The sequence below is a fragment of the Streptomyces sp. NPDC002788 genome, assembly GCF_053592115.1.
The window spans coordinates 188,300-199,707 of the sequence record NZ_JBSFVB010000009.1; the positions used below are offsets into that span (position 1 = coordinate 188,300).

12 protein-coding genes, 5 tRNA genes and 1 pseudogene are annotated in these 11,408 nt (G+C 72.8%); 7 read left to right on the forward strand and 11 right to left on the reverse strand.

All coding sequences use genetic code 11. The annotated features are described in order from the left end of the window. Positions 1–35 precede the first annotated feature (35 nt). Complete coding sequence (locus ACWD1U_RS18690) at positions 36–476, reverse strand: hypothetical protein (RefSeq protein WP_451108755.1); 441 nt, start codon at positions 474–476, stop codon at positions 36–38. A gap of 384 nt (positions 477–860) precedes the next feature. Between ACWD1U_RS18690 and ACWD1U_RS18695 the strand changes: the two genes are divergently transcribed. Continuing rightward, positions 861–1,373: a DsbA family protein gene (locus ACWD1U_RS18695; RefSeq protein WP_451108757.1), complete on the forward strand. Its 513-nt coding sequence runs from the start codon at positions 861–863 to the stop codon at positions 1,371–1,373. A 24-nt stretch (positions 1,374–1,397) separates the two neighbouring features. On the opposite strand, the gene ACWD1U_RS18700 is transcribed toward ACWD1U_RS18695, so the two are convergent. The 3 genes from ACWD1U_RS18700 to ACWD1U_RS18710 are packed head-to-tail and all read right to left on the reverse strand — an operon-like array spanning position 1,398 to position 4,138. Then, positions 1,398–2,222 (reverse strand): GNAT family N-acetyltransferase, encoded by an 825-nt coding sequence (locus tag ACWD1U_RS18700; protein WP_451108759.1) that lies wholly within the window; start codon positions 2,220–2,222, stop codon positions 1,398–1,400. A 54-nt stretch (positions 2,223–2,276) separates the two neighbouring features. Continuing rightward, on the reverse strand, positions 2,277–3,098 hold the full coding sequence (locus ACWD1U_RS18705; protein WP_451108761.1) for an aminotransferase class IV: 822 nt from the start codon (positions 3,096–3,098) through the stop codon (positions 2,277–2,279). Beyond that, positions 3,095–4,138, reverse strand: a complete 1,044-nt coding sequence (locus ACWD1U_RS18710; RefSeq protein WP_451108763.1) for a chorismate-binding protein — start codon at positions 4,136–4,138, stop codon at positions 3,095–3,097. The genes ACWD1U_RS18705 and ACWD1U_RS18710 overlap by 4 nt, the downstream gene beginning before the upstream one ends. Before the next feature lie 178 nt (positions 4,139–4,316). Between ACWD1U_RS18710 and ACWD1U_RS18715 the strand changes: the two genes are divergently transcribed. The 5 genes from ACWD1U_RS18715 to ACWD1U_RS18735 all read left to right on the forward strand — a co-directional run bounded on the left by ACWD1U_RS18715 (position 4,317) and on the right by ACWD1U_RS18735 (position 4,782). Continuing rightward, positions 4,317–4,389 (forward strand) — tRNA-Gly (locus tag ACWD1U_RS18715). A gap of 37 nt (positions 4,390–4,426) precedes the next feature. After that, positions 4,427–4,500, forward strand: a tRNA-Cys gene (locus ACWD1U_RS18720). Between the two features lies 1 nt (position 4,501). After that, positions 4,502–4,573, forward strand: a tRNA-Val gene (locus ACWD1U_RS18725). Between the two features lie 22 nt (positions 4,574–4,595). Continuing rightward, a tRNA-Val gene (locus tag ACWD1U_RS18730) sits at positions 4,596–4,667 on the forward strand. A 43-nt stretch (positions 4,668–4,710) separates the two neighbouring features. After that, positions 4,711–4,782: transfer RNA gene (locus ACWD1U_RS18735), tRNA-Val, on the forward strand. 65 nt (positions 4,783–4,847) lie between these two features. Here the strand turns inward: ACWD1U_RS18735 and ACWD1U_RS18740 are convergent. From ACWD1U_RS18740 to ACWD1U_RS18755, 4 genes and pseudogenes are all read right to left on the reverse strand, one after another. Next, complete coding sequence (locus tag ACWD1U_RS18740; protein ID WP_451108765.1) at positions 4,848–5,129, reverse strand: TFIIB-type zinc ribbon-containing protein; 282 nt, start codon at positions 5,127–5,129, stop codon at positions 4,848–4,850. A gap of 80 nt (positions 5,130–5,209) precedes the next feature. Next, a complete protein-coding gene (locus ACWD1U_RS18745; protein WP_451108767.1) occupies positions 5,210–6,151 on the reverse strand; it encodes a phosphotransferase family protein in 942 nt (313 codons plus the stop codon). A gap of 352 nt (positions 6,152–6,503) precedes the next feature. Next, positions 6,504–6,713: a hypothetical protein gene (locus ACWD1U_RS18750; protein WP_451108768.1), complete on the reverse strand. Its 210-nt coding sequence runs from the start codon at positions 6,711–6,713 to the stop codon at positions 6,504–6,506. 202 nt (positions 6,714–6,915) lie between these two features. Further along, a pseudogene (locus ACWD1U_RS18755) lies at positions 6,916–7,165 on the reverse strand (hypothetical protein); the annotation flags it as partial. Between the two features lie 216 nt (positions 7,166–7,381). Here ACWD1U_RS18755 and ACWD1U_RS18760 point away from each other — a divergent pair. Next, a complete protein-coding gene (locus tag ACWD1U_RS18760) occupies positions 7,382–8,803 on the forward strand; it encodes a protein kinase domain-containing protein (protein ID WP_451108770.1) in 1,422 nt (473 codons plus the stop codon). A 73-nt stretch (positions 8,804–8,876) separates the two neighbouring features. Here the strand turns inward: ACWD1U_RS18760 and ACWD1U_RS18765 are convergent, their stop codons facing one another. From ACWD1U_RS18765 to cobA, 3 genes are all read right to left on the reverse strand, one after another. Next, a complete protein-coding gene (locus ACWD1U_RS18765) occupies positions 8,877–9,269 on the reverse strand; it encodes an NUDIX domain-containing protein (RefSeq protein ID WP_451108772.1) in 393 nt (130 codons plus the stop codon). A 2-nt stretch (positions 9,270–9,271) separates the two neighbouring features. Further along, the gene (locus tag ACWD1U_RS18770) at positions 9,272–10,090 is read right to left on the reverse strand and encodes a TrmH family RNA methyltransferase (RefSeq protein ID WP_451108774.1); all 819 of its coding nucleotides are present in this window, start codon (positions 10,088–10,090) and stop codon (positions 9,272–9,274) included. Positions 10,091–10,154: 64 nt separating this feature from the next. Further along, positions 10,155–11,396: a uroporphyrinogen-III C-methyltransferase gene (gene cobA / locus ACWD1U_RS18775; protein ID WP_451108775.1), complete on the reverse strand. Its 1,242-nt coding sequence runs from the start codon at positions 11,394–11,396 to the stop codon at positions 10,155–10,157. Positions 11,397–11,408: the final 12 nt, after the last annotated feature.

The following is an 11,408-nucleotide window of genomic DNA, read 5'->3' on the forward strand; positions in this document are numbered from 1 at the left end:
ACCCACTGTGACGATTCAGCCCGACACGCGGGGCGTCATATGCCGTGCTTCTTGAGGATGGCCTCGATGTCACTGAAGTCGTCATCCCCACGGGGCGCCGCCGCGGGCCGGGCCGCCGGGCGGGAGCCCTGGGCCAGGGAGGGGGCGGAGGCCGCCGGGGCCACCGCCTCGGGCCGGTCCGCCGCACGGGCCGCCGCCCTGCGCTCCTTGCGGGTGCCGCCGCGGCGGCGTTCCACCACCCGGGTGGTCGTGAACAGCACCCACGCGACGCCGAGCACGCCGAGGCCCGCCCAGGCAGTCGGGCTGAACGCCGTGTCGGCCAGCCACTCCACGACACCCGTCATCACCAGGCCGATGGGCACGAGCGAGTAGGCCGCGATACGGGCCGCCGCGAGGAAACGCTTGCGGTACGCCGTGATGGCCGCGATGCCCAGGCCTGCCACGGACACGGCGGAGCAGACGGTCTCGGCAATCATCCGGTCCTCCAGGCGTGCGCGGTCGAGCGGGGGCGGTTCGTCCTTCCATCCTGCACCCGTCGCACCCCGGCGGGCCATGCCCCGGCCGGACATCAGGGGTATCTCCGGGTCGCCTCCTCCGCAGGTGCCGGTGCGGGCGCCGCCCCTCAGGGTCTGTCGTCACATTCCCGTCGTCGCCCGGAAAGGGCCCCGGCGGCGTCAGGTGCGTGCTGTCGGCGTGCCGGGCGGAAGTCCTCGCACGGGGCGCTCGAGCTTTTCGCCCGGTGCGGCGGGTGGTCCCCTGCTCGGAGAGCTCGGGGAGCGTGCACGACGTCTGGGGACGGGCGGGAAGGGGACGACAGGGTCTGGGCCCCGGCAGTACGCGGTGGCTGGGAGACTGTTCCCATGAGTGACTCCTCCCCCGCCCCCGTCCTCGAGGTCTGGTGCGACCTCCAGTGCCCGGACTGCCGCACGGCGCTGGACGATGTCCATGCCCTGCGCGCCCGCTACGGCGACCGTCTCGAGCTGCGGCTGCGGCACTTCCCCCTGGAGAAGAACAAGCACGCCTTCGCCGCCGCCCAGGCCGCGGAGGAGGCGTGGGAGCAGGGCCAGGGATGGCCGTACGTGGAGGCCCTGCTGGGCCGGGTGGAGGAGCTGGGCCGTAAGGGGGAACCCTTCCTGGTCGAGGTGGCCCGCGAACTGGGTCTGGACGACGAGGAGGTCGACACAGCACTGGTCGACGGCCGGCACATCCTGATCGTGGACGCCGACCAGGCCGAGGGCAAGGCGATCGGCGTGACCGGCACCCCGACCTACGTCATCGGCGGTGAGCGGCTCGACGGCGGCAAGAGCCAGCAGGGGCTGCGCGAGCGGATCGAGGAGATCGCGGACCGGCTGCTGGCGGGCCAGGAGCACTGACCCGCCCTCGCCCGGCTCGCCGCGCTACAGCAGCGGTTTGTACATGGCGTACAGCGTCGTCTCGTAGCCGAGTGAGGCGTAGAGCCGTTCGGCCGGAGTGTTGCCGGCGAAGACGTTGAGGCCGAGGGTGCGCCTGCCCTCGGCGATCGTCTGGGCCTCGGCCAGCAGCATGAGAGTGCGGCCGTGCCCCTTCCCCCGGTGGGCGGCGTCGGCCTCGACGTCGAAGACGAAGGCGCTGTCCTCGCGCACCGCCAGCCACAGCGTGCCCACCGGTGTGCCCAGATGTTCGAGGACGCTGATGAGCATGCCTGGAGTGGCGAGCCCGTCGGGCAGAAGGGTGGCGTGGTCACGCTCCGACTTGGCCCGGGCCTCGGCCTCCGGGACGCCCCGCTCGATCCAGCTTCGCGCGTAGTCCTCACGGCCCTTTTCCAGCCACGGGCCGAACTCCGCCTCGGTCATGGGCCGGGCGCGGCTGCCTTCCGGCATGACCGGCGGGGTGTCGCCGAGCGCCTTCTCCATGCCGCGGTTGCGGACGACGTAGCCGAGCGCGGTGGCGAGCCGGAACCCGGCCTCCGACGAGGCCGGCACCGCAGCCTCGATGCGGCGGCACCCCCAGCCGCGCGCCACCTCCTCCGCGGCGAGGGCGGCCACGGTGCCCCGGCCCCGACCGCGGTCCGGCTCCTCGATGCGCAGTTCCGTGATCCGGGCCACCGCGTCACCGAACACGGGATGCGTGCCGAGGTGTATCGCCCCTACGGGACGGCTGTTCACGCACACCTGGTAGCGGCGTGAACGCGTCCCGTCGGCGTTCTGCTGAAGCGGCTCGGTCGGCCGCAGGGTCGTGGTCATCACCGGTGTTCTACCCGCAACCACGGCCCTGGTCAGCCGAATATGCGGCGGCGGTCAGGGGTCGAGGTCGTCCCCTGACCGCTCCTCGAAGATCCGCATGGCCTTGGCGGTCACCGGCCCCGGTGCGCCGGGCAGCTCGCGGTCGTCGACCCGGTGCACGGCCTGCACGTCCCGCAGGGTGGACGTCAGGAAGATCTCGTCGGCCCGCTCCAGGACGTCCAGCGGCAGGTCGGTCTCCGCGGCGCCGGTCCATTCGACCGCCAGAGCGCGCGTGATGCCTGCGAGGCAGCCCGAGGCGAGCGGCGGCGTGTGGATCTCGCCGTCGAGGACGACGAAGACGTTCGATCCGGTGCCCTCGCACAGCCGTCCCACCGTGTTGCCGAACAGGGCCTCGGAGGCGCCCTGTTCGCGGGCGCGGGCGAGGGCCACCACGTTCTCGGCGTAGGAGGTGGTCTTCAGGCCGGTCAGCGCGCCGCGCTCGTTGCGGGTCCAGGGCACCGTGATCACGGCGGTGGAGTCGGGACGGCGGGTCGTCTCGCCGAGTGCGACGACGAGGGTCGGGCCGTGCTCGCCGCGGTCGGAGCCGAGCGGGCCGTGACCGCCGGTGTAGGTGATGCGCAGGCGGCCGAGCGGCACGGGGTCGGCCTCGAGGACGGCGGCACAGGCGCGCCGCACCTCGTCGTGGTCCGGATCGGGCAGGCCGAGGCCGCGCGCGGAGAGGGTCAGGCGGTCGAGGTGCCGGGTGAGCGCGAACGCCCGGCCGTCCACGGCCTTCACCGTCTCGAAGATGCCGTCGCCCACGGTCAGCCCGTGGTCGAAGACGGAGACGCGGGCGGACTCGGTGTCCTGCAGCCCGCCGTCGAGCCAGATCTTCACGTCAGGTCCTCTCCACTCGCCTCGTACCCTCCCGACGCTATCGCGAGCAGCCGGGCCGCCTTCAGCTCGGTCTCCCGCCACTCGGCCTCGGGGTCGGAACCCCAGGTGATGCCGGCGCCGGTGCCGAAGCGCAGCACGCCGTTGCCACGGTCGATCCAGAAGGTGCGGATACCGACGGCCAGCTCGCCCACGCGCCGGTCTGCGTCGACCCAGCCGATCCCCCCGCAGTACGGCCCCCGGGGCGCCGTCTCCAGCGCGTCGATGATCCGCAGCGCACTGGACTTGGGGGCGCCGGTGACCGAGCCGGGCGGAAAGGCGGCGTCGAGCAGCTCGGCCCAGCCGACCCCCTCCCCCAGTTCTCCGCGGACCGTCGACACGAGGTGGACCAGCCCCGGGTGCTTCTCGAGGGCGCACAGGTCGGGCACCGTCACCGTGCCCGTGGCGCACACCCGCCCGATGTCGTTGCGGACCAGGTCCACGATCATCACGTTCTCGGCGTAGTCCTTCTCCAGCAGGTCCGCCTCGGTGCGGCCGGTTCCCTTGATCGGCCCGGACTCCACGATCCGCCCGTCGCGCCGCAGGAACAGCTCGGGGGACGCGGTGGCGATCTCCACACCGTGACCGGGCAGGCGGATCGTTCCTGCGTACGGGGCCGGGTTGCCCCGGGCCAGCAGGGCGGTGAGAGCGTCGACGTCGGCGCCCGGCGCGACGGGCGCCGACAGCACGCGGCACAGGTTCGCCTGGTAGACCTCGCCGGCCGCGATGTGCTCGCGGATCCGCCGCACCGCCGCCGTGTACGCCGCGCGGTCGAGCGAGGACGTCCAGTCACCCGCCGCCGGTCCGCGCCACGCTCCGGGCGCGGGGGCGGGCACGGCCTGTCCCCGCACCTCCGCGAAGCGGGCGCAGGTCAGACGCCCCTCGAAGTCGGCGCAGACCGCCCAGAAGCCGCTGGATTCCAGTGCTTCGGGATCGTCGGTGACGTCGAGGAGCCCGGTGGCGACGCGGTCGCCGAAGCGGGCGAGAGGAGGGAGGTCGAGCACGCAGCCGAGTCTATGGCGACTGACCCGCGGGCGACCCGGGGACGTCCCTTCAGCAGACCCTGCGACCTCCCTGAGCAGGGCAAGCGCAGCACGCTGCGCAAACGCGTTTTTGTACTGGCCCCGGAATCCGCTAGAGTTCAACACGTCGCCGGGCCGCGGGAGCGGACCGAAACGACAGGCGGACGTAGCTCAGTTGGTAGAGCGCAACCTTGCCAAGGTTGAGGTCGCGAGTTCGAACCTCGTCGTCCGCTCGAAGGAAGAGGGGGCTTCCCGGCCCCCTGCACTCCTGGTGGAGTGGCCGAGAGGCGAGGCAACGGCCTGCAAAGCCGTCTACACGGGTTCAAATCCCGTCTCCACCTCCAAGGACGATTAGCTCAGCGGGAGAGCGCTTCCCTGACACGGAAGAGGTCACTGGTTCAATCCCAGTATCGTCCACTGGATCTCGAAGATCCGCCCCGCGCGATTAGCTCAGCGGGAGAGCGCTTCCCTGACACGGAAGAGGTCACTGGTTCAATCCCAGTATCGCGCACGCAGTGCCCATGATCCACAGCAGTCGGTGGTCATGGTCCCGAGGACGATTAGCTCAGCGGGAGAGCGCTTCCCTGACACGGAAGAGGTCACTGGTTCAATCCCAGTATCGTCCACATCACACCGGAGCCCCCGGCCGCACGAAGCGGCCGGGGGTTCCGTCGTGTCCGCATTCGTCAGGTCACGACGAGAACAGCATGTGCCCGAAGCTCTTGTGGCGGTGGTGACCGTGGTGGCCGTGGCCGCCGTACGGAGCACCCCAGGCGGGGGCCGGAGGGGCGGGGTACGCCTGCGGAGCGGGGGGAGGCGGCGGGGCCGGCTGGGACCACTGGGCCTCCAGGCGGGTCAGCGACTCCAGCTCGCCGTAGTCGAGGAAGATTCCGCGGCAGCCGCTGCACTGCTCGATCTGGACACCGTTGCGGTTGTACGTGTGCATCGGCGCACGGCACTTCGGACACTGCATGGTCGTTCAACTCCTCGCCGGTCGGTCCTGCCTTCACGTCTCGCCAGGACAGACTCCGTCCCACTGTGGTCGGTTGCACCCTACTTCGCGTGCACCTGCCTCAACTGCGGCGGGACGGTGGCCATTCGGTCACAGGCGTCCACCACGGACTGCTCCACCTCGTCCAGGTCGCGGCTGGTTTCGACCGCCCTGGCGACGGCCCGGGCGGCGGCCTGCACGGTGAGGGCGCGGGCGGGGACCTCCAGGGCGGGCCAGGGATCGCCGTCGGCGGGTACGGCCGGGCCGCCGGCCTCCCGGTAGGCCCCGAGGAAGCGGGCCCACTCGTCGGGCGGCAGCAGGCCGCAGGCGTACCAGGCGGCGGGGCGGGCGAGGTCCCAGGCCGGGACCCCGACGCCGAGGTCGTCCACGTCGATCAGCAACCACCGGCCATCGGAGGCGGGGTGTCGTACGAGCTGGCCGAGGTGCAGGTCGCCGTGGCACACGCTTCCGGTGTCCGGCATCGGCGCCTCGGCGCGGGCCCAGGGCGGGATGGTGTCCCAGGCCCGGAGAATGGCGGCGATGGCGGGATGCGGGCCCGACTCCCGAAGCCGGGCCACGGCCCGGGCCGCCTTGGCGGGGCCTCGCATGGGGGGCAGGGTGCCGGGGGCCGGGGTGCGGTGGAGGCGGGCGAGGAGCGCGGCGGCGGCTTCCCAGGGGGCGGCGCCGGGGTCGGCCGGGTCCACTGGTGTCCCGTACGGCCAGAAGGTCACGAGGCGGCCGTGCAGGTCGAGCGGGGTCGGGGCGAGTGGGGACAGGAAGATCTCGGGGTGGCGGGCTGCGATGGTGAGGCGGCCGGCCAGTTCGGAGGGGCGGGAGTCCGGGGGGTGGGCCTTTGCGACGGTGTCCGCGTGGCGCACGACGATGCCGTCGGGGCGGTCCGCGAGGGTGGCTGCGCCGCAGGGACAGGTCCGGGAGCGGGCGTGTGCGGTGGCCCGGGCCTTGGCGGTGAGGTCACGTATGAGCAGGTCGGGGGTGCGGTTCACGGGCCGAGGGTACGTGCCGGTGAGGGCCCGGCCGCAGGGAAACCGGGTTCCAGGTGCCCGGCGATGTCGCCGGGGCCGGGTGGGACCGCAGTCCGGCGAAACCGGGCGCCGCTGCGCCCGCCCTCTCCGTCCGTCGCCCTTGGCGAGAAGGCGCAACGCGCGCCACCCCCTCCGAACGGACACGGGCCGCCGGAGAAACACGACAGCGCCACGGCCGCCGGAGGCAAAAGCAATGCCGGCGCAGCTCCCCAGCTGCGCCGGCATCTGTGCCGTCCGCCGCACCCCCGTCCCCACAGGGTTTCATGGGTTGATGTCCCCGCCCGGACCGCTCTTCCGGGCCTGGGGTCGCCGCTCAGCGCCCCAGCATCTCGCCCACGGACGACGCCTGTGTGGCCACTGTCTCCCACCCGTCGAAGACGAGGAGGAGCAGGACCGCCAGAGGAAGGGCCATCAGCGTCGCCACCACGGGGTGGCGACGGCCCTGGCGGCGGGAGCGGAACACGGCGGCGTACGCCTTGCGTCCCTCCTCGCGGATCAGCGTCCGCGGAGCCGTATGGGCCATGGTCCCTCTCCTGACCGTTCTCAGTTGTCGTTGGCAGCGGCGGGCGTCTGACCTCGGGGGACGAGTGCTGCCACCCGCCGCTTGACCTCAAATCTAGGCGCCCGGCCGGCCCCGGGCGTCATGCCCTCGTACCGATTGCCGGGCCTCCCGGAGGATGAGCCGTGACCCGCGATGTACTCCCCTGGGTGGAGACGGGGGCCCGGGTCTCAGGGTCTTCCCCGACGGGACGCCCGGATCATCCCGCTTTTCCAAGCCCTCTCCCGCGGAACCGGCTGTTCCACCAGAGTCGGCACCCGGTTCGCCAGGAACCGCGCCGTACGCACGACCTGCCCGCTACGCGTGACTTCGCTCACTTCCACGGCATCTCGACGTACCGCCGTCTCCACCCTGCGGCCCGCCGTGCTCGCCGCCACCTCGTCCGTGCGTGTCGTGTCCCCCGCGTCCACGACCATCTCCACTCGGTCACCCTTCGCAGCACCAATCCCTCTTCCGCGACGGGTGGTTGGGATCACGCGTGGCCCGAAGTCCGCCTCTTCGCGCCCTCCCTGACCGCTCTTCGCGTCTCCCACCCAGCACTGACAATCCATCACCCTGAGAGGGCGCGGCCTCTGCGCGCGGGCGGCCGTGGAAACGTAAGCTGTGGCTCGTCACAGGACCGGGCAGCGGGGATGAAAATGGCGATGATGCGCCTGAGGCGCGAGGACCCGCGCGTCGTCGGCTCGTTCAGGCTTCACAGACGGCTCGGCGCGGGCGGGATGGGCGTGGTCTACCTGGGCTCCGACAAGAAGGGGCAGCGGGTCGCGCTCAAGGTCATCCGGCCGGACCTGGCGGAGGACCAGGAGTTCCGGTCCCGGTTCGCCCGTGAGGTCTCCGCGGCCCGGCGGATCCGCGGCGGCTGCACGGCCCGGCTCGTGGCCGCCGACCTCGACGCGGACCGCCCCTGGTTCGCCACGCAGTACGTGCCCGGCCCCTCCCTGCACGACAAGGTCGCCGCGGAGGGACCGCTCGGCGCCGCCGACGTCGCTGCCGTCGGTGCCGCCCTGTCGGAGGGCCTGGTCGCGGTGCACGAGGCCGGGGTGGTGCACCGGGACCTGAAGCCGTCCAACATCCTGCTGTCCCCGAAGGGGCCGCGGATCATCGACTTCGGCATCGCCTGGGCCACCGGCGCCTCGACACTCACTCATGTCGGCACGGCGGTCGGCTCGCCGGGCTTCCTCGCGCCGGAGCAGGTGCGCGGTGCGGCTGTCACTCCGGCCACGGACGTGTTCTCGCTCGGCGCCACGCTCGCCTACGCCTCGATGGGCGACTCGCCCTTCGGGCACGGCAGTTCCGAGGTGATGCTGTACCGCGTGGTGCACGAGGAGCCGCAGCTGCACGGCGTGCCCGACGCGTTGGCCCCGCTCGTCCGGGCCTGCCTCTCGAAGGACCCGGAGGAGCGGCCCAGCACGCTCCAACTGTCGCTGCGGCTCAAGGAGATCGCGACCCGCGAGTCCCAGGACCTCGCCGACGGACGGCCACCCGCGCCGCGTGGCGCCGAGACCGAGCGGCTCGCCGACACGTACCCCGAGCGCGGCCGGAGCAGGCAGGGTCAGCAGGGGGCGTCCGGACCGCAGCGAGGCCGGGGCACTCCCCCACCCCGGCGCTCCTCCGGGCCGGGAGACGGTGTGCCGAACCCGGACGGCCCGGCGTCCCAGGGCGGATCCGGTGCGCGAAGCGGTGCCCGGGCGTCGGGCGGGAGCACCCGCGGCCGGACCCCGGCGCGCGGCACCGGCGCCTCGCGCGGCGGCACCCCGTCGAGGTCAGGGTCGCGGCCGACGCCCACCGGACGGAACGGGCCGCGGTCGGGCAGCGGCAGCCGCCCCGCCCCCCACAGCGGTACGGGACGCCCGGCGTCCAGGAACACGGGAACCGGGCTGCGGCCCGCCAATCCGCGGTTGCTGCGGCAGCGGCTGTTCGTGTTCGTCGTGGTCACCCTGCTGGTGGCGGTCGGCATCGCCCTGGTCCAGGGCTGCCAGGGGCCGGCTCGCGGACTCGGCGGCGACGGGGGCGGCGTACGGCAGGAGCAGGTGCAGCGCGACTACGGCCCGTAGGACCCCCGGCGCCTGACCGCCGACCGCCGACAGCCGGAACCTCCGACGAACCCGGTGGCCCGCGGGCCGTCCGTCACAGCCCGGGCAGGATCCGTTCGAAGAATTCGCGGTCGCCCTCGAAGACCGGGTCCAGGGCCAGGAACTCCCGCGGGGTGACCCAGCGGGTGTCGGCGACCTCAGCCGGATCGGGATGGACCTGCCCCGTGTCGGCGCGGGCGGTCCACCAGTGGAGGCGGAAGCGGTGGTCGTCGGTCTCCGACTCCCAGACCTTCGCCTCCGGCACGACGGTGAGCCCGACCTCCTCGCGGACCTCCCGGACGACCGCCTGTTCCTGCGTCTCGCCGGGCTCGACCTTGCCGCTGAGCGGCTGCCAGTAGCCGGGGCGGGCGACGGCGGGACCGCGCCGGATCGCGAGGAGGCGCTCGCCGCGCAGGAGTACGGCGACGATCGCGTCGCGCTGCTCCACGACTAGACCCGGGGACGGCCGGTGGCCACGGCGTAGAAGGCCACGGCCGCCGCGGCGCCCACGTTGAGGGAGTCGACGCCGTGGGACATGGGGATGCGCACCCACTCGTCGGCGGCGACCAGGGCCTGGGTGGACAGGCCGTCGCCCTCGGCGCCGAGCATGAGGGCCACGCGGTCCATGGTGTGCGGGGCGGCCTCGTCCAGGGGCCGGGCCTTGTCGTCGGGGGTGAGGGCGAGGAGGGTGAAGCCCGCTTCCCCGACCGACTCCAGACCCTTGGGCCAGGTGTCCAGCCGGGCGTACGGCACGGAGAAGACCGCGCCCATCGAGACCTTCACACTGCGGCGGTAGAGGGGGTCGGCGCAGTCCGGGGAGAGCAGGACCGCGTCCATGCCGAGGGCGGCCGCCGAACGGAAGATCGCGCCGATGTTGGTGTGGTCGTTGACCGACTCCATGATCACCACGCGGCGGACGGTGCGGAGGATGCCGGCCGCCGTGGGGAGGGGCTTGCGCTGCATGGAGGCGAGCGCGCCGCGGTGCACGTGGTAGCCGGTGACCTGCTCGGCGAGCTCCGGGCTGACCGCGTAGACGGGGGCGGGGAGTTCCTCGATGACGTCGCGCATGACGTCGACCCACTTGGCCGAGAGCAGCATGGACCGCATCTCGTAGCCCGCTTCCTTGGCCCTTCTGATGACCTTCTCGCCCTCGGCGATGAACAGGCCCTCGGCGGGTTCGCGCTTGCGGCGCAGCTCCACGTCGGTCAGGCCGGTGTAGTCGCGCAGGCGCGGGTCGTCGGGATCCTCGACGGTGATGAGATCGGCCACAGGGTGATACTGCCTTGTCCTGGGTGCGGTGCCAACGGATCGGTACGGGTTGCGTTGCCCCTGGTTACTCGCGGGGCGCGACGGCCGTCGGGCCGACCTTCACGACCTCGCCGATGACGATGACGGCCGGGGGCTTCACGTTCTCCGTCCGGACGACCTCCCCGACCGTCGCCAGGGTCGCGTCGACGCGGCGCTGGGCGGACGTGGTGCCTTCCTGGACCAGTGCGACGGGCGCGTCCGGGGACTTGCCGTGGGCGATGAGGGTCTCGGCGACCTTCCCGATCGTGCCGACGCCCATGAGGATCACCAGCGTGCCGGTCAGCTTGGCGAGGGACCGCCAGTCCACCAGGGAGCGCTCGTCGTCGGGGGCGACGTGGCCGCTGACCACCGTGAACTCGTGGGCGACGCCGCGGTGGGTGACCGGGATGCCCGCGGCCCCCGGGACCGAGATCGAGCTGGAGATGCCCGGCACGACCGTGCACGCGATACCCGCCTCGGCCAGTGCCTGGACCTCCTCCATGCCCCGCCCGTAGACGAAGGGGTCGCCGCCCTTCAGCCGCACGACGGCCTTGCCCTGCTTGGTGTATTCGATCAAAGCGTTGTTGATGGCCTCCTGGGCCATGAACCTGCCGTACGGCAGCTTGGCCGCGTCGATCACCTCGACGTTCGGCGGGAGTTCGGCGAGCAGGTCGCGCGGGCCCAGGTGGTCGGTGATGACCACGTCGGCCCCGGCCAGCAGGCGGCGACCGCGCACGGTGATGAGGTCCGGGTCGCCGGGGCCGCCGCCGACGAGGGCGACGCCGGGCGTGCGGGTGCGGTGGTGCGGGGCGACGAGCGTGCCGTCGCGCAGGCCCTCGACGACCGCGTCGCGGATGGCGGCGGTGTGGCGGGGGTCGCGACCGCGTGCGTCGGTGGTGAGGACGGCGACCGTGACGCCCTCGCTGTGGCCACTGGCCGGAGTCCAGGCCGTGGCCTCGTCGGCGTCGTCGGAGCGGACGCACCAGACACGCCGGCGTTCCGCCTCGGCCGAGGCACGGATGTTCGCTTCCGTGTCACCGGTGGCGACGAGGGCGTACCAGGCGTTCTCCAGGTCACCCTCCTCGTAGCGGCGCTGCCGCCAGGTGATCTCACCGGCGTCGGCCATGGCCTGGACGGAGGGGGTGACCTCGGGAGACACCAGGAGGATGTCCGCGCCCGCCGCGATGAGGGCGGGGAGGCGGCGCTGGGCGACCTGGCCGCCGCCGAGGACGACCACGCGGCGGCCGGTGAGGCGGAGGCCTACGGGGTAGGCGGGGTGTTCGGCCATGGTGGTGGGGCT